The sequence below is a fragment of the Flavobacterium orientale genome, assembly GCF_014638005.1.
GTDB classification, from domain to species: Bacteria; Bacteroidota; Bacteroidia; order Flavobacteriales; family Flavobacteriaceae; genus Flavobacterium; species Flavobacterium orientale.
Map to the genome: position 1 here is coordinate 55,889 of NZ_BMFG01000009.1, position 18,622 is coordinate 74,510.

At 32.6% G+C, this 18,622-nt stretch carries 12 protein-coding genes; 7 read left to right on the forward strand and 5 right to left on the reverse strand.

All coding sequences use genetic code 11. The annotated features are described in order from the left end of the window. The first annotated feature begins 14 nt into the window (after positions 1–14). Positions 15–6,554: an alpha-2-macroglobulin family protein gene (locus IEV15_RS11625; protein WP_188362698.1), complete on the forward strand. Its 6,540-nt coding sequence runs from the start codon at positions 15–17 to the stop codon at positions 6,552–6,554. Between the two features lie 74 nt (positions 6,555–6,628). Here IEV15_RS11625 and IEV15_RS11630 read toward each other — a convergent pair whose 3' ends face one another. From IEV15_RS11630 to hpt, 4 genes are all read right to left on the reverse strand, one after another. Next, positions 6,629–8,776 carry a S46 family peptidase gene (locus IEV15_RS11630; protein ID WP_188362699.1) on the reverse strand — a complete coding sequence of 716 codons (2,148 nt, stop codon included), beginning with the start codon at positions 8,774–8,776 and terminating at the stop codon, positions 6,629–6,631. Positions 8,777–8,943: 167 nt separating this feature from the next. Next, positions 8,944–9,948, reverse strand: a complete 1,005-nt coding sequence (gene obgE / locus IEV15_RS11635; protein ID WP_188362700.1) for a GTPase ObgE — start codon at positions 9,946–9,948, stop codon at positions 8,944–8,946. A 174-nt stretch (positions 9,949–10,122) separates the two neighbouring features. After that, on the reverse strand, positions 10,123–10,695 hold the full coding sequence (locus IEV15_RS11640) for an adenylate kinase (RefSeq protein ID WP_188362701.1): 573 nt from the start codon (positions 10,693–10,695) through the stop codon (positions 10,123–10,125). Between the two features lie 44 nt (positions 10,696–10,739). Continuing rightward, positions 10,740–11,270, reverse strand: a complete 531-nt coding sequence (gene hpt, locus IEV15_RS11645) for a hypoxanthine phosphoribosyltransferase (protein WP_188362702.1) — start codon at positions 11,268–11,270, stop codon at positions 10,740–10,742. 93 nt (positions 11,271–11,363) lie between these two features. Between hpt and IEV15_RS11650 the strand changes: the two genes are divergently transcribed. The 3 genes from IEV15_RS11650 to purE all read left to right on the forward strand — a co-directional run bounded on the left by IEV15_RS11650 (position 11,364) and on the right by purE (position 13,697). Further along, positions 11,364–11,909, forward strand: a complete 546-nt coding sequence (locus tag IEV15_RS11650) for a HEAT-like fold family protein (protein ID WP_188362703.1) — start codon at positions 11,364–11,366, stop codon at positions 11,907–11,909. 48 nt (positions 11,910–11,957) lie between these two features. Then, a complete protein-coding gene (locus IEV15_RS11655) occupies positions 11,958–13,121 on the forward strand; it encodes a 5-(carboxyamino)imidazole ribonucleotide synthase (RefSeq protein WP_188362704.1) in 1,164 nt (387 codons plus the stop codon). A 90-nt stretch (positions 13,122–13,211) separates the two neighbouring features. Then, positions 13,212–13,697 carry a 5-(carboxyamino)imidazole ribonucleotide mutase gene (gene purE / locus IEV15_RS11660; protein ID WP_188362705.1) on the forward strand — a complete coding sequence of 162 codons (486 nt, stop codon included), beginning with the start codon at positions 13,212–13,214 and terminating at the stop codon, positions 13,695–13,697. Positions 13,698–13,925: 228 nt separating this feature from the next. Here the strand turns inward: purE and IEV15_RS11665 are convergent, their stop codons facing one another. Continuing rightward, entirely contained in the window at positions 13,926–14,603 is a 678-nt protein-coding gene (locus IEV15_RS11665) for a hypothetical protein (protein ID WP_188362706.1), read from the reverse strand. A 132-nt stretch (positions 14,604–14,735) separates the two neighbouring features. Here IEV15_RS11665 and IEV15_RS11670 point away from each other — a divergent pair, with 132 nt between their 5' ends. The 3 genes from IEV15_RS11670 to IEV15_RS11680 all read left to right on the forward strand — a co-directional run bounded on the left by IEV15_RS11670 (position 14,736) and on the right by IEV15_RS11680 (position 18,614). Further along, positions 14,736–16,757, forward strand: a complete 2,022-nt coding sequence (locus IEV15_RS11670; RefSeq protein ID WP_188362707.1) for a M3 family metallopeptidase — start codon at positions 14,736–14,738, stop codon at positions 16,755–16,757. Positions 16,758–16,837: 80 nt separating this feature from the next. Further along, a complete protein-coding gene (locus tag IEV15_RS11675; RefSeq protein ID WP_188362708.1) occupies positions 16,838–17,902 on the forward strand; it encodes a T9SS type A sorting domain-containing protein in 1,065 nt (354 codons plus the stop codon). 208 nt (positions 17,903–18,110) lie between these two features. After that, entirely contained in the window at positions 18,111–18,614 is a 504-nt protein-coding gene (locus tag IEV15_RS11680; RefSeq protein WP_188362709.1) for a GbsR/MarR family transcriptional regulator, read from the forward strand. Positions 18,615–18,622 lie beyond the last annotated feature (8 nt).

Consider the following 18,622-nt stretch of genomic DNA (forward strand, 5'->3'; position numbering starts at 1 on the left):
AATAAAAAACCCGTATGCGTAAATTAATAACTCTTTGTTTCCTTTTTGTTTTCACTTTTACATTTAGTCAAAATTTTGATCAACAATGGAAGGAAGTTTACAAATATGAGTTAGACGGAAAAATACAATCTGCACAAAAAGAAGTAGAAGAGATTTATAAAAAAGCTAAAAAGAAAAAAGATGAAGTGCAAATCGTCAAGTGTTTTTTCTATTTGTCAAAATTTGAAGAGGTTTTTGATGAAAAAGCTCAATTAACCATTATTTCAAATTTAAAAAAAGAAATTAAGGAAGCTGAGCCGATTTCAAAAGCACTATTAAATTATATTTACGCAACTATTTTACAGAATTACTATAATCGATATTCTTATAACATTGATAAAAGAACAGAGCTAGAGTCTCAAAAAAATTTAGATTTTTTAACTTGGACTTCACTTGACTTTGATACTGAAATTGAAAAGGCAATGAAGAATTCGTTACAGAATGAAAAATTGCTTAGAACCATTTCTATAAAATCTCTCAAAGAAATATTTGAAATCTCTCCAAATGTAGATGCTAAAAATTATAGTTTATATGATTTTTTAGTTGAAAAAAGTATTGTTCATTACAAACCAAAAGTAAACCGTCGGGAAGTTAAAAATAACAAATATGAATTTGACTTATTTGAAAATTTATACGCAGAATCCAATACTTTCATCAATTATAAGTGGTCTTCTTTGACTGATGAAAATTTAAAAAAACTAGTTGCAATTCTACAAGAAAACGAACTATTTTACTTATCAAACAACAAAGAAAAAAATGATTTTGCTTATTATGAACGCTTAAAATTTGCTAACTCAATATATAGCGATAATTCTACTTTTGTTAATAAAATAACCCAACTTGAAAACAAAACGACTAGCTCTTTTTTAAAACAATCTTTAAGAGTTGAACGTATAAAATATTATATCAGTCAAACTTCAAAACAAAACAATGTCAACAATTATAATGAAGCACTCCAATTAATTGACACTGTTTTAAAAACAAAAATAAATTTCAATGCTTTGGCGGAAGCAGAAGCATATCAAAATCAAATTCTTGGTAAATCATTATCTATAAATCTTCAGAAAACTATTTATCCTAATCAAAATAACCGTGCCTTTGCAAACTTTAAAAATGTTGATTCGGTTAAAATTAGTTATTACCGCTTTCCTGTAAAAAATAATTATTTATTAGATAATTCTCTTTTTTATGATCGTAAAAAAAATGATCTGGCAAAAAGAGATTCTTTGGTTTTAAATTTTAAATTTCAAAACAAACCAATAAAAAGCCATACGGTAAAATTACCTTCTAAAGGTGATTATTCTAATTATTCCACTGAAATTCTTTTAGAAAAAATGGATGTTGGAAATTATTTGGTTTTTATGGAAACACTAAATGATACAATTGAAAAGAAAATCGCTTTTGCTTATGAAAACTTACAAGTAACTAACTTTTCTATTATAGAAGACAATAATGAAAAACTCGATTTCATTACTGTTTTAGATCGAAAAACTGGTAAACCAATAGAAAATGTGAGTATTAAAAACGAAGATCATACAGTGAATACAAATAAAGAAGGGAAGGCACAATTTAAAAAGAAAAAATATATTTCACATAATTTTTACGACAGCGATATTCTAATAATTAAGAATAATGATACTTTACTCAAAAAACACAACCAAACCTTTATTTATGATGATGATGATGATGATGATGATGACTATGAAAATTTTTACGCTAAAGTCATGGTTTATTTTGACCGTGCCATTTATCGTCCAGGGCAAAAAGTCTTCTATAAAGGGGTTTTGATTCAAAACAAAGACAATATAAAAAGTGTCGTACCCTATGTGAGTGTTAACGTTAAAATTAGTGATGTAAATGATACAGTTTTAAAAGAATTTGATACTCAAACCAATGAATTTGGTTCATTTTCAGGAGAATTTGATATTCCAAGAAACACATTAACTGGTCGGTTTTACATTACTATAGATGAACCTAATCAGGCGGAAGTTGATACAAAATATTATGACAAAAAAGAAGAAGAACACAAATTTTGGGATAACGTAGATTATAATGAAGAAGATTTTTATTTTACAGTAGAAGAGTATAAGCGACCCACATTTGAAGTAAAATTTGATGAAATCAAAGAGAATTACACTATTGGTGATGTCATTAAAATTAGAGGAAACGCAAAAGCTTTAGCTGGAAACAATTTAACAAATGCAAAAGTTACTTATACAGTTTCTAAAAATACAACCTCTCATGAAAACTTTTATTCAAATGATGATGATTATATAATTGCAGAAACAATTACAGATAATAATGGAAATTTCAATATTCATTTTCCTGCTATTGAAGAGGGTATTTCTAATGATAGCATACAATTAATCAGATACACAATAAAAGCTGATATTACGGACATTCAGGGCGAAACCAGAACAGCAACTAAATATCTAAAAGTTGGTAAAGAAATGCTTGAATTAAAAATGCTACTAGATCGTAATTTGTTTAAAGAAGACAAAAATGAAGTATTCATAAAAACCACAACTTTAAACAATAATCCTATTGATGTAAAAGGAGAAATTAAAATTTATGAATTTCAAAAAAAGAGTTATTTAAAGAATCGTCTTTTCGGGTTTCCGGAAATTCAAACACTTAGTCGAAATGAGTTTGAGCAACTTTTTCCACACGAACCTTTTGAACAATCAGATAATGAAGTAACAGAAGTTTTTGTAAAATCATTTTTATTTGACACAAAAAACAATAAAGAAATTTCATTAGATTTTTTAAAAACTTTTAAAAACGGAAATTATAAAATAACAGGAGAAGCTTATGATCAAAAAAACAATCTCATTAAAACTGAAAATTATTTCCAATTAGATTCTAAAGTGAACCCTTACTCAAAAGACGAACTTTTTGTACTAAAAGATATCTCAAAAAAAAATGAACCTTTTTTTGAGATAGAGATTCATTCCGTTATACCGGATTTATGGATAACTTCTAGATTTTATGACGAAAACAAAGTGTTGGAAAATGAACAAGTGATTCAATTAAAAAATGGAAAAGCAACTTTTAAGTTCAACAAAAAAGCAAAATACGATGCGGACATACATTTTCATTTTTCAACGGTATGGGAAAACACCACAGATGTAAAAACACATTCAGTAAAAAAAGAAATAATTGAAACCAAATTAAATTTTGAAATTCTGAGTCTGAGGAATAAAATTGAACCCGGTAGTCTTGAAAATTGGTCTTTTAAAATTATTGATCAAAAATTAGAGTCTGAAGTTTTGGCAAGTATGTATGATAGTTCTTTGGATCAATTTGCAACACAAAACTGGTCAAACATTAGTTTTTATAAATATTTTGACCAACCAACTTATCCAAATTTGAATTTTGAAAATATTATTTACAAAACTTTTGAAAATTTTAAGAGAGACAATAAATTTCATTATTATTACATTCAGAGCCCTCAAATTAATTGGTTTGGTTTTAACTTCAATGACCCAAAAAACACTCATGTTCTTAAAAAGTACATGGATAAAATCAGACCTTTATCAGAAATTCCTAAAAATGCAACATATGTAGATGGGGTTGTTATAGATGATAAAGGACTACCGCTTCCAGGTGCATCTATTGTTATAAAAGGGACAAAACGTGGGACTTCCTCCGATTTTGATGGCAAATTTAGCATTGAGGCGGTTAAAGGCGAAGTTTTAGCAGTTTATTATGTAGGAATGAAGTCTGAAGTTGTTAAAGTCGAAAAGAACAATGGTTATGAAATTATTTTAGAAGAAGAAGATAATACTTTAGAAGAAGTGGTAGTGGCTGGATATCGAACAATGTCCAAAGCGACTCTTACATCTTCAATTTCTACTATCACTGCTGAATCAATTGAGAGTTTACCAAATTATCATGTTCTTTCAACTTTGCAAGGTCAAATAGCAGGAGTAAACATAGCAACTTTTTCAGGTCAACCAGGTTCAAACAACCTAATAGTAACAATTCGTGGTGTAGGTTCGATAGACAATTCATCTGCTCCGCTCTACGTTATTGATGGCGTGCCTTTAAACCAAGAATCCTTTAGAAATATAAATGCTAATGATATCGAATCAGTTTCTGTTTTAAAAGATGCCGCTGCCACTGCAATTTATGGCAATCGCGGAACAAATGGAGTTATTATTATTAACACTAAAAGTGCTTTAAAAGAACTTGTTCAAGTAAAAACCCGCACAAATTTTAATGAAACAGCCTTCTTTTATCCGCATCTAAAAACAGATAGCGATGGAAAATTTAGTTTCAATTTTACGAATCCTGAATCATTAACAAGTTGGAAATTGCGTTTGTATGGTCATAATAAAAAAGCAGAAGCAGGCTATTTTGAATCCACTATTATTTCGCAAAAAGATGTGATGGTTCAAACTAATATGCCACGATTTGTAAGAGAAAAAGATACAATTTCTATTTCGGCTAAAGTAGTGAATATGACTAATGAAACTAAATCCGGAATTGCTATGCTAATGCTATTCGATGCATCAAATATGAAAGCAGTAGATAGCATCACATTAAACACCTCTAACCTACGAAATTTCGATTGCAAACCAAAAGAAAGTGTTCCGGTTACTTGGAAAATTACAATTCCGGAAGGCTTGCAAGGTTTACAATATAAAATTGTAGCAAAATCAGGTAATTTTTCAGATGGTGAAGAAAATATTCTTCCTGTTTTAAGTAACAAAATTCTAATAACTGAAAGCATTCCAATTTGGGTAAAAGGAAATTCTAAAAAAGAATATGTTTTTGAAAACTTGAAAAACAATTCTTCTGAAACTCTAAAAAACCATCAATTTACGTTGGAATATACTTCTAATCCAACTTGGTTGGCGTTACAGTCGCTTCCCTATTTGATGGAATTTCAACATGAATGTGCTGAGCAGACTTTTTCAAGATATTATGGAAATTTTATAGCTACAGAAATCATCAACAGCAACCCAAAAATTGCTACTTTATTTGAATCTTGGAAAAACAATCCAACATCGGTTTCTAAAATAAATCAAAATGAAGAACTAAAATCCATTGTATTAAATGAAACTCCTTGGCTTTTGGATGCTGTAAGTGAGGAACTGAAAAACAAACGATTGGCTTTGCTTATGGATTTGAATACAATGAAAGAATTACAAGAAAGCACATTTAAAAAGTTGGAAGAAAAACAATTGTCTTCCGGAGCATTTTCTTGGTTTGATGGTGGTGAAGAAAATACTTTTATAACTCAACATATTGTTGCCGGGTTAGGACATTTAGGAAAGTTATTCCCTGAAAGTAATTCAAAATTTGAAAAGATAACTTCAAAAGCGATTCCACATCTTGATGCTAATTTCATTAAAAACAGCAGTTTAAAAAATGACCGCTTAAATTATTATACCTATTCTAATTTACATTATTTATATACTCGAAGTTTTTATCTTGAAAAAATGCCTGTTTCTAAGAAAATTGACTCCATTATTACTATCCAAAAAATTGAATTTAAAGCGAATTGGTTGCAGTATTCGCTATACAAAAAAGCTCTTTTGGCTTTAACGATGAATCGTTTTGGAGACAAAAAATTTGCTGAAAAAATCATCACTAACTTAAAAGAAACGGTCGCAAGAAATGATGATTTTGGAATGTATTGGGTTGAAAATAAAAACGGATATTATTGGTACCAATCTGCAATAGAAACACAAGCATTACTAATTGAAGCTTTTGCAGAAATTGAAAAAGACAAAAAATATGTTGATGAAATGAAAGTTTGGTTGCTCAAACAGAAACAATTGCAAAATTGGCCAACTACAAAAGCTACAACAGAAGCTGTTTATGCTTTATTGTTACAAGGAAGCGATTGGGCAAATAGCATAGACAACACAAAATTCAAAATTGGTGACGAAAAAATATTGACCAAAAAATTATCCGAAAAAGATAAAGAAGCTGAAACCGGTTACATCAAAATGAATTGGAATTCAGATGAGATTACAAAAGAAATGGGATCTGTTTCCGTTGAAAATAATTCGTCTGTAGCGGGTTTTGGAGGTTTATATTGGCAATATTTTGAGAGTTTGGAAAACATCAAATCAGACAGTACCGCAGTTTTATCCATTACTAAAAATTTATATAAAAAAATAAAATCTTCTGATGGAGATAAATTAGTTGAATTAAACAAAGAAACATTGAAACCAGGTGATTTAATTACGATTAGATTAATTTTAAAAACTGAAAACGATCTGGAATTTGTTCACTTAAAAGATTTGAGAGCGTCGAGTTTTGAACCTGTTGATGTTATTTCAAAATATGAAAGAAAAGATGGTTTACGTTTTTACAGAAGTACAAAAGATGTTGCAACACATTTTTTCTTTGACACAATTAAGAAAGGAACTTATGTTTTAGAATATGATGTTCGCATCAATCATTCCGGTAGTTTTGTTGATGGAATTTCAACGTTGCAAAGTATGTATGCTCCCGAATTTTCAGCTCATTCCATCAGTACAAAAGTAAAAATAGAATAATCTTAAAATTCAATATTAAAAAAAAATCTGCTCCATCGCTGAAGCAGATTTTTTAATTGAATTAATAATAAACCTTATTTAACGATAGTTAACTCGTCAATAATATGTTTGGCTCCCGCATATTTATCGATGATAAATAATACGAAACGAATATCTACATTGATTGTTCTTTGTAACTTGTCATCAAAAATAACGTCTCCGGCCATCGCTTCGATGTTTCCGTCAAACGCTAATCCAATCAATTCTCCTTTTCCATTCAACACTGGAGAACCTGAATTTCCACCGGTAATATCATTATCTGTCAAAAAGTTAACCGGCATATAACCCGCTTTATCTGCATATTGACCAAAATCTTTTTTGTTATACAAATCAATTAAAGGTTGTGACAAATCAAATTCAGGATCACCTGCTTTATGCTTTTTCACCATTCCGGCTAAAGTTGTATAATTATTGATTTTCGCATCGTTTCTTTTATCTGCAGGTAATGCACGAACTTTTCCATAGGTTAAACGCAACGTTGAATTGGCATCCGGATATAAAATCGGACTTAATTTTGACTCTTGTAAACCTGCTACTAATTTTCTGAAACCTGATTGATATTTATCTTCTGCAGCTTTTAACTCGTCTGATTTTTTATTAAAATGATCAATCAAATCTGAAGACAATTTGTATAATGGATCATTTGAAACTAACTCTGCATTAGGTAACTCTAAAAATGCCAAAAGTCTTTCTTTTGAAGTAAACAAACTCAAATCAATTACGTTTGATGCATAACTGTTAAAATCAGTTTTGCTATCCACCATAGCCTGAATACTTGGTGCTAAAGCATAACCTTTAGCTTTTTCTGCATACAAAGCTAATTGACCCGCTAATACATCTTTTTCAAGTGGTAAATAGATAGTTTCAAAAGTTCCTTCAATCATTTCAATAAAACGAGGTTTCATTTGAGCTTTTTGATTGGCATCTGCTTTAGAATAATTTACCAATTGATTTCCTAAACGAGCCGGCAACGTTCCAAATGAAGTTCCTCTTAATAAAGTATTCAAATAGTTATCATGTTTTGCCTTTTCATTTGTTAAAGCATAATAAGCGTTGATATCTTTAATAACTGTTCCGTATTGAGCTTTATTATTTTTGTTGTTTGCCCATTTGTCAAATTTCTTTTCAACTTTTCTTTTAGAATCTGCTGTTTTAAATTGAGAAAGAGCATCAATCATCCCCTGTCTGTTTTTCCAATAATTGGCAATAGAAGCATATTTTGAAGCATAATTCAAACGAACTGCATCATCTTTATCCATGTGCACTTTCATTTTGTCCATTGACATTTTTGAACCTTCAACCCAAGCAGGATAAGCAAACTTTACGTTTTGCTCTATTCCTTCAGCCGGCATCCAACGGTTTGTACGACCCGGATATCCTAAAATCATAGCAAAATCATTTTCTTGAACACCTTTCAAGCTAATTGGCAAATGGTGTTTTGGTTTTAACGGAACATTGTTTTCTGAATACTCAGCCGGATTTCCGTTAGCATCAGCATAAACTCTGAACAAAGCGAAATCTCCTGTGTGACGAGGCCATTCCCAGTTGTCAGTATCACCACCAAATTTTCCGATACTTTCAGTTGGAGTTCCAACTAAACGAACATCGGTGTAATCTTGATAAACAAAATAATAATATTCATTTCCTTGGAAAAACGGACGCACAGAAACAGTATATTTTCCGCCACCATCATTTTCCTTTTGAATTTTTGCTGTTTCCTGATTGATTGCCGCTTCACGTTCAGCTTCAGACATTTTATCATTTACAACACCTAAAATTCGTTTGGTTACATCATCCATACGAACGAAGAAACGCACAAATAAACTTTTAGGTTTTAATTCCGCTTTGCGGTTTTGAGCCCAAAAACCATCTCTTAAATAGTTGCTTTCCGGAGTTGAAAGTTCTGCAATTTTATCATATCCACAGTGATGATTGGTCAATACCAACCCATCTTTGGAAATCATTTCGGCAGTACAACCACCATTAAATTGCACAATGGCATCTTTTACACTGGAATTGTTAATGCTGTATATTTCTTCAGCCGTTAACTGCAATCCCATTTTTTGCATATCGCGTTGATTTAGTCGCTGAATATGCATTAAAAACCACATTCCTTCGTTAGCAAAAACGGTTGCCGGAGCAAACGCAATTAATGCTACAAGACTTAAAATAATTTTTTTCATTTTTTGATTAATTTTTACTGTTTGCGAATATACTTTTTTTTGCCTTTTGAAATTATTTTTTTAATTGAAAAACCTCTACACCTACATATTTTTAACTTAATTTTTAGAATTCCATAAAAAAAGCATCCGATTAGGGATGCTTTTGTAAGAAATATATAATTTAAAAATTATTCTTCATTCAACATTTTCCATAACATATCCTTCAATTCTTGCAAACCTTGTTGTGCAACTGAAGATATAAAATGGTATTTAACGCCTTTGAACTCTTTTTTCATTTGTTTTTCGAGTTCGCCTCTTAATTCATCATCCAACATATCACATTTGGAAATCACTAAAATTCGGTCTTTATCCAACATTTCAGGATTGTATCGGCGAAGTTCATCCAACAAAATTTCGTATTCTTTTTTGATGTCTGCCGCATCAGCAGGCACTAAAAACAGTAAAATTGAATTTCGTTCAATGTGGCGTAAAAAGTAATGTCCGAGTCCTTTTCCTTCGGCAGCCCCTTCGATAATTCCGGGAATATCAGCCATTACAAACGATTGAAAATCTCTGTACGACACAATTCCTAAATTAGGTTTCAAAGTCGTAAACGGATAATCGGCAATTTTAGGTTTAGCTGATGTCATCACCGAAAGTAAAGTTGATTTTCCGGCATTTGGAAAACCTACCAAACCAACATCGGCTAAAACTTTCAATTCTAAAGTCACATCCACTTCTTCCACCGGCATTCCGGGTTGAGCATAACGTGGTGTTTGATTGGTTGACGATCGGAAATGCCAGTTTCCAAGTCCGCCTTTTCCACCTTTTGCAATGATTTTTACTTCATCGTGTTCGGTGATTTCAAACAGAATTTCTCCTGTTTCCTGATCACGAACAACGGTTCCCAACGGAACTTCCACAAATTTATCTTCACCATCATGACCTGTACTTCTTGAACTTCCACCATCACCACCATGGCCGGCACGAATGTGTTTAACGAATTTCAAATGAAATAATGTCCAAAGACTTTTGTTTCCTTTTAAATAAACGTGACCACCTCGACCACCATCACCACCATCGGGACCACCTTTTTCAATAAATTTTTCACGGTGAAGATGCGAAGATCCCTTCCCTCCCTTTCCGGATGAAACATATATTTTTACGTAGTCTACAAAATTTCCTTCTGTCATTTTTTCTGTTTTCTGTTGTCTGTTTAGCCCGGATTGTAGCGGAAAGCCCGAAGCTAAAAAACTAATTTTTCTTGACAAAAAAGAGCAACCAATGGAAGCTCCTTTTTTGTTTTAATAATTATTTCTAACGATTCTGATAAAAATAGGAATCAAGCTAAAAGCCGGATTAGCTTCTTATAATGAATCAAATACGTGATTCAATCTCTCGTTTACTTCTGTAATTGTACCTATTCCATTTACAGCATGAAACTTCCCTTGAGCTTCATAGTATGCCATCAACGGTGCTGTTTTTTCATTGTATTCTTGATATCTATTTCTAATTTTTTCTTCGTCCTGATCATCAGCTCTTCCTGAAGTTACTCCCCTTTTTAATAAGCGTTGAACCAAGATTTCATCATCGGCTTCTAAAGCAACTGTTGCAGTAATATTTTGATTTTTAGAAGCTAAAAAAGCATCTAAAGCTTCTGCTTGAGCAATTGTTCTTGGGAAACCATCAAATAAAAATCCGGCAGAATCAGGGTTGTTATCCACTTCACTTTGCAACATTTGAATGGTCACTTCATCTGGAACCAAATCACCCTTATCCATAAAAGTTTTCGCTAATTTTCCTAACTCGGTGTCATTTTTTATATTGAATCGGAAAATATCGCCGGTTGATAAATGCGTTAAATTGTATTTTTCTTTTAAAAATTCAGCTTGTGTGCCTTTTCCTGCACCCGGTTTTCCGAAAAGAACGATGTTAATCATTTTAATATGGATTGTTGGATTGTTAGATTATTTAATTTTAGGATTTATTCTGCAAGTTGATAAACGTCTGGTAAATTTCGTCCCAAACCATCATAATCAAGACCGTAGCCTACGATAAATTTGTTTGGAATTCGAATTCCTACATAATCAATTTTGATGTCTTTTTTGTAGGCATCCGGTTTTAAAAACAAAGTGGCAATTTTGAGATGTTTTACATTTTTTTCTTTAAAAATTGCTTTCAATTCTTCGATGGTATTTCCGGTATCGATGATATCTTCAACTATAACAACGGTTCTCCCTTCTAAATTTTGGTTTAAACCGATTAATTGCTTTACTTCATTTGTGGTTTGAGTACCTTCATAGGAAGACAATTTCACAAAACTCACTTCACACATCCCACGATATTCTTTCATTAAATCGGACAAAACCATAAAAGCTCCGTTTAAAACACCCACAAAAACGGGCACTTCATCAAAAAAATCATCGTCCATTTGTTTAGCTAAATTTTTAATAGCAAAATTCAATTCTTCCGAAGAAATAAACGGTACAAATGTTTTGTCGTGAAGGTGTATCATGTTCTGATTTTTAATAAAGTGCAAATTTACGGAAGTCTTGACTATTACGAAGTAAGAATTCCGACTTTTTTGTAAAATTGGTATATTTACCGAATGAATTCAATGATATATCAAAAAATAGAAGGAAGCACAGCTCATGTGAAAAGCCGAGTTATGGTGAGTAATTTTGCCATGAAAAGTGAAGAAAATTTGAAAGAATTGATTTCGATTGCTTTTGATATTTCGCATGAATTACACGTCAAAGCCTTTTGGAGTTTGGATTTGGTAGGTGAAAAAAAGTTGAAATTGCTAGTTCCTTATATTGATGAATTTTGCGAAGTGTTACCTAAAATCAAAAATGATTCTTCGTTGCGACCTGCCACTCGAATTGCAATGTTTTTAACTAAAAGCAATCATCGAAAAAACGGAATTAATTTAACCAAAGAGCAAGAACATATTTTAATTGAAGCATTGATTGATCGATTAATTCAAGACGAAAAAGTAGCTTCAAAAGCATACGCAATGAAAGCATTATTTGTTTTAGGGAAAAAATACGATTGGATTTATGAGGAATTAAAACCAATTTTAAGTCAGGATTATTCGAATCATTCTGCAGGTTATAAAGCGGCAGCAAGAAATATTTTGAAACGACTGAAATAACTTTTCATTCAATAAATTGTTACTTATCTTTGCCCAAACAACAACACAATGAACTACTTTTCATCCGATTTTAAATTAGGTATTTTGGGAGGAGGTCAGTTAGGCAAAATGCTTTTGGCTGAAACCCGAAAATTTGACATACAAACTTTTGTTTTAGATCCAAGCCCGGAAGCTCCTGCACAATTTGGTTGCAACCAATTTTTTGAAGGAAGTTTGATGCATTTTGAAACCGTTTATCGTTTCGGAAAAATGGTTGATTTACTAACTATCGAAATCGAAAATGTAAATTTGGAAGCTCTTCTTAAATTGGAAGAAGAAGGCTTGCCGATTTATCCTTCTCCAAAAACATTACACCAAATTCAAAATAAAGGAAGACAAAAGGATTTTTATGCGGATAATGACATTCCAACTTCTAATTTCAAACGATTTGTGAGTTTAAAATCATTACAAGAAGCGATAAAAAATGATGAATTAGATTTTCCTTTTGTATGGAAATGTGCTCAATTTGGTTACGACGGAACTGGTGTTAAAATTTGTCGTTCTGCTTTAGATCTTGTCAAACTTCCTGATGTGGAATGCATTGCCGAAGATAGGATTCCGTTTAAAAATGAGTTAGCTGTCATTGTGGCTCGTTCTGTTTCCGGTGAAGTAAAAACCTATCCTGTGGTGGAGATGGAATTTCACCCGGAAGCCAATCAAGTAGAATATGTGATTTGCCCGGCTCGAATTGACGAGAAAGTGGCTCAAAAAGCTCAAGAAATTGCGTTGAAAGTTTCAGAATCATTCAATCATGTTGGTTTATTAGCGGTAGAAATGTTTCAAACCGAAAACGATGAAATTTTAGTCAATGAAGTAGCTCCACGACCCCATAATTCAGGTCATTACAGCATCGAGGCCAGTTATACTTCGCAATTTGAAAATCATCTGCGAGCTATTTTAGACTTACCTTTAGGCAATACAGCTAGCAAAGTTGCCGGAATTATGGTAAATTTGGTGGGTGAAGAAGGTTTTTCCGGTCAAGTTATTTATGAAAACATTGAAAAAATCATGGCGATTGATGGTGTAACTCCTCATATTTATGGTAAAAGAGAAACACGTCCTTTCCGCAAAATGGGTCATGTAACGATTGTGAATGAAGATATGATGGAAGCGAGAAGAATTGCGGAGGAAGTGAAGAATAGTATTAGAGTAATCAGTGGTCAGTCGCAGTAATCAGTCGCAGTTCGCAGCATAAAACTAATTAACTTGAAACATTAAACTTGAAACATTAAACTTGAAACATTAAACTTGAAACAAAAAATAATGAGCAAAGTAGCCATCATAATGGGTTCCATCTCCGACATGCCGGTCATGCAAGAAGCCATCGACATCTTAAAAGGATTTGATATAGAAACCGAAGTTGATATTGTTTCGGCACACCGAACACCGGAAAAATTGTTTGATTTTAGTAAAAATGCTCACACTCGTGGCATTTCGGTCATTATTGCAGGAGCTGGTGGTGCAGCCCATTTACCCGGAATGGTTGCTTCGATGTCGCCATTGCCAGTAATTGGTGTTCCGGTGAAATCAAGTAATTCCATTGACGGTTGGGATTCAGTTTTGTCGATTTTGCAAATGCCGGGCGGTGTTCCTGTAGCAACAGTAGCATTGAACGGAGCCAAAAATGCCGGAATTTTAGCGGCACAAATTATCGGAAGTCACGATAAATGTGTGTTGGATAAAATTGTTTTCTACAAAGAAGGTTTGAAAGAAGCGGTTTTGAAAGCTTCGGAAGGATTGAATAAATAAACCTCATAGCAATCCTTGATAATTCATAGTTATAGCGTAATTATAGCATATATATAGCGTATATATAGCGTAGTAAATATATGGATACTCCATAGATACTTCGTAGATACTCCATAGTTGTGGTACCCTTATCAAATAGAAATAATCTAATTTTTACTTAAAAATACAACGGACAAGTGAGTACTTGTCCGTTGCGAAATCAGTATTATTCCATTTTTTTGTTAAAGTTTATGCCTCGGTGATTCCTTCTTCAAAAACAATATCCGCTTGATATTCTCCTTGTACAAAATCAGATTTAGAAAGCCAATATTCCGAGGTGATTAATTTGTATTGGCTAGAACCTAATGATTCTAATTCCCATACAATATCATTGGCTTCAGGAAACGGCTTTATTCCTACAAGTTGTTCAGGAAACAAACGTTTCAACAACGCACTCTCGCCTAAACCTTGAGCAAGAATTTTCAGTATTTGTTCGTTTCCTAACTCGCTTTTATCTTCTACATCATCGGCAATTATCACACATTTCAAAATCGTAGCGGCTGCATTCGGAAACTTTCCGTTATAAGCAAGATACAATAATTGGTTGATGTGAAACAATGGAGCATGCAAATCAATTTCGGGATATTCTTCGCAAACTTTGTCCAAAAGCATATCGTTTGAAATTTGCTGAATCTGACCTTCGTTTAATTTCTCGCTTAATTTATAAGTCAATAAAATGGCTGCTGCTTTATTTGGTTCTTCATCAGTTATGGCCATTTTTAAATAGTCCAAAAGGGTTTCTTTTGCAATCGTTTCAGGGTCTGGAAAATTAAATAGTTCTAATAATTTTAAATAATCTTGTTCATTCCAGTATTCCGGAATCTCATTTACATTCAAAATGCTATTAATCGTGACGTTGTATTTCATGTTTTAAATTCAATTAATTCATAAGATAATGAATTTTAATGTGAAAAGCTAATTATTCTAAAATAAACCCTAATTCATCGATTGATAAAACGTATCGAAATCCGTACTTTTGAAAAATAAAAAATTGAATTTATGTTGACCGAAGTATTTCAAACCAAACACAACACCGCACCTTTTTCACAAATAAAATTAGAAAATTACAAACCGGCTTTTGAAGAAACGATTGCAAAAGCAAAGGCAGAAGTTGACGAAATCATCAACAATTCTGAAACGCCAACTTTTGAAAATACGATTGAAAGATTAGATTTTTCAGGTGAAGCGTTAGATCGATTATCGTCGATATTTTTTAATTTAAATTCGGCTGAAACGTGTGATGAAATGCAAAAAATTGCTCAAGACGTTTCGCCTTTATTAACCGCTTTTAGCAATGATATTTCGTTGAATGAAGATTTGTTCAAACGTGTAAAAGCTGTTTATGATCAAAAAGACAGATTGACTTTAACGACTGAACAAGCAACTTTGTTAGATAAAAAATTCAAAGGTTTTTCACGAAATGGAGCATTACTTTCGGAAGAAGATAAACTGAAATTACGTGAAATTGACACTGAATTAGCCAAATTAAAATTGACGTATGGCGAAAATGTTTTAGCCGAAACCAACAATTATCAATTGCACATTACCAACGAAGCTGATTTAAAAGGTTTGCCTGATGGTACAAAAGAAATGGCAGCCAGTTTAGCCAAATCAAAAGGATTGGAAGGTTGGATTTTCACATTGGATTTTCCGAGTTATTTGCCGTTTGTAACGTATGTTGAAAATCGTGAATTGCGAAAAGAAATCGCCATTGCTGCCGGAAAAAAAGCCTTTCAAAATAATGAATTTGATAACAAAGAAAATGTAAAACGAATTGTAGAATTGCGTCATAAAAGAGCTAATTTATTGGGATATGAATCGCATTCGCATTTTGTTTTGGAAGAACGAATGGCTCAAAATCCGGAAAAAGTGAAATCATTTTTGAATGATTTGTTGGAAAAAGCCAAACCTGCCGCTCAAAAAGAATTTGCCGAATTAACCGCTTTTGCGAAAGAGTTAGATGGAATCGATCAGTTAGAAAAATGGGATGGAGCGTATTATTCTGAAAAATTAAAACAGAAATTATTTAGTTTGGATGATGAATTGTTGAAACCCTATTTCAAATTGGAAAATGTATTGAACGGAGCTTTTACCATTGCCGATAAATTGTTCGGAATCAGATTTAAAGAAGTTTTTGACATTGATAAATACCACAACGATGTGCAAACTTTTGAAGTGTTAGACTTCGAAGGAGAACTGGTTGCCGTTTTCTACGCTGATTTTTTCCCAAGAAAAGGAAAACGAAATGGTGCTTGGATGACTTCTTTCAAACCACAATATATCAAAAACGGCGTGAACGAAAGACCGCACGTTTCGATTGTGTGTAATTTTACACCACCAACGGAAACTAAACCTTCCCTCCTAACCTTTAACGAAGTGACGACATTGTTTCACGAATTCGGTCACGCCTTGCACGGTATGTTGGCGAACACAACCTATCCGAGTTTGTCAGGAACATCAGTCTATTGGGATTTTGTGGAATTGCCAAGTCAAGTGATGGAAAACTGGTGTTATGAACCTGAAGCGTTGGCTTTGTTTGCAAAACATTACTTAACCGGCGAAGTGATTCCGCAACAGTATGTGGAAAAAATCAAGGAAAGTGCGAGTTTTTTGGAAGGAATGGCGACGATGCGTCAGTTGAGTTTTGGTTTGTTGGATATTGCTTATCACGCCAAAGTGCAAACTATTGAAGATGTAAAAGCATTTGAAAAAGCTGCTTTTGAAGGTACTTCATTATATCCTGATGTGGAAGAAAATTGTATGAGTACGTCGTTTTCGCATATTTTTCAGGGTGGTTATTCGTCGGGTTATTACAGTTATAAATGGGCGGAGGTTTTGGATGCCGATGCGTTTGCTTATTTTCAAGAAAAAGGAATTTTTAATCAAGAAGTAGCGACCAAATTTAAAGACAACGTTCTATCAAAAGGTGGAACAGAATTACCGATGGAATTGTATAAAAAATTTAGAGGTCAGGAACCGAAAGTGGAGGCGTTGTTGAAGAGGGCGGGGTTATTAGGATAAAAAAACAATACTGTTTTTTTCTTTATGAAGATTCCAAAAAATTCATTATTTTTATAGAAGTTATTTTAAATCAATGGATTATGAAAAAAATACTACTTTTATTTATCCTTTTTTTTGGTTTCGGAAGCTCGGCTCAGATTACAACTATCTTTGAAGCATGTAATAACACAAATGCTATAGTTATTCACAATCAAACGCTTTACATTGGTTGTAGTTTTACAGGAAACATCTATCGAATGCCAGTAAATCAACCTAATCCAACGTTGGAGATATTCAAAACCGGAATACCTGCTCTTCAAGATTTTTGTGTGGTGGGAGATTATTTATTTGTAGCTCAACGGGCCATTCCAATGGAGTTGAGAAGAGTTATAAAATTAAATCTTAATGTAACCGATCCTACGATAGAAATCGTTCATCTTTTTTCAAATCCATATGGCTTAACAAAAGACAGCAATTACTTGTATATAAATGACACGCAAGATATTTACAGATACAATTTCAATTTAGAAAATGCTATTCCAGAAGTAATTATAAGTAATACTGGCCATAATATTGGTGGAAATGGTATGGTGGTTGTAAACAATCATTTGTATGTCACGGCCACGAACCAATTGAAAAAATACAACTTAGACACCATGGCACAATCTATTGTATTTTCAAACTCTCTCAATTTAAAAGGAATATGCATCGGGGAAAGTGAACAAATTATTTACAATGTAAATTTTACTGATGATTATGTTTACAAGCATGATTTACTGAATAACACAAATACGCAATTCATCTACACGCAACTTTTTAGTCCGGGAGAAGTTATTTTTGATAACAACTATTTATATGTTTCCAATTTGGAAGGTGGCCAGGTAAATCGGATTACGATGCCTTCTCTAGAAGTATCTAACCCATTACTTGAAAATTCTATCATTTATCCAAACCCATCAAGCGGCAATTTCACTATACAAGTTCAAGATGTTTCGCTTCAAGGTGGTCAAATGGTAATTTTTAATGAATTAGGAGAAATTATCCATAAAGAAATAATTAACTCTAAGGAAATCGATTTACGTTTACAAGGAGTAGCATCCGGAATATACCTACTTCGTCTTACAAATAAAGATAAAGAGTTTGTGAAAAAAATTGTAATTCAATAATGAAAGTATAAATTTCTTTCAAAACTTCTCCATCCTTTAACTTCCTCACGTTAAGGATTGAAAGAAAACCCAAAAAAATTAAATAAATAAAACCTACAAGGTCAAAAAAGATCTTGCATGTTTCTTTAAAATCTTTAGTTATAAAAATTGTACAAACAAACTTTCATTTTTTTTTGAAAGTTTAAAAACTTTTATATATCTTTGTCTCATGGAATTCAAAGAAGCAAAAAATAAATTTGTACAAACCTGGGGAGCTTTAGGTTCGCAATGGGGAATTAACAAAACCATGGCACAGATTCATGCGTTGTTGATGGTTTCGCACGAACCGATTTCGATGGAAGACATTATGGAGGAATTGCAAATTTCTCGTGGAAATGCTTCTATGAATTTGCGAGCCTTGATGGATTGGGGCATTGTCTATAAAGAATACAAAGCCGGCGAACGCAAAGAGTTTTTTACAGCCGAAAAAGATTTGGATGAATTAGCCGTAAAAATTTCTAGAGAACGCAGCAAACGCGAAATTAAGCCTGCTTTGAAAGTCTTGAAAGAAGTTTCAGCCATCGAATCAGATGGAACCGCTGCTGAAAAACATTTTGTAGATCAAACTTCTAAATTGTATGATTTTGTCTTGAAAGCAGATAATGTTTTGGATAAAATCACTGAATACAAAGACAATTGGTTGGCTAAATTGGTTGTGAAAATAATGAAATAATTTTTTTT